1 pseudogene is annotated in these 244 nt (G+C 56.4%); it reads left to right on the forward strand.

Going from position 1 to position 244, the window contains the following annotated elements:
- Positions 1-124: 124 nt before the first annotated feature.
- Positions 125-244, forward strand: a pseudogene (locus tag ACQ4LH_RS22225) (CoA transferase subunit A); the annotation flags it as partial.

Raw genomic sequence — 244 nt, forward strand, 5'->3', positions numbered from 1 at the left:
GAAAGGAACTAACCATGAGACGCATGAACGAGGATAGGATGAAAGACAGGAGGAGAGGGGAAGGGGGGGCAAAGAAGAAGGTGTCTCCTGGGGCGGTAACCCCGGTGTGGGTTCGCTGCACNGCAAGGATCTGACCCTGATCCGCATGACCCCGGATCTGGTCTACGACCTGCTGATCGGCGCTTGTTGTGCTGAGAAGCTGGTGTTCTCCTTTTGCGGTAACCCCGTTGTTTTTTCGCTGCAC

Source organism: Pseudomonas peli (genome assembly GCF_050563605.1).
GTDB classification, from domain to species: Bacteria; Pseudomonadota; Gammaproteobacteria; order Pseudomonadales; family Pseudomonadaceae; genus Aquipseudomonas; species Aquipseudomonas peli_A.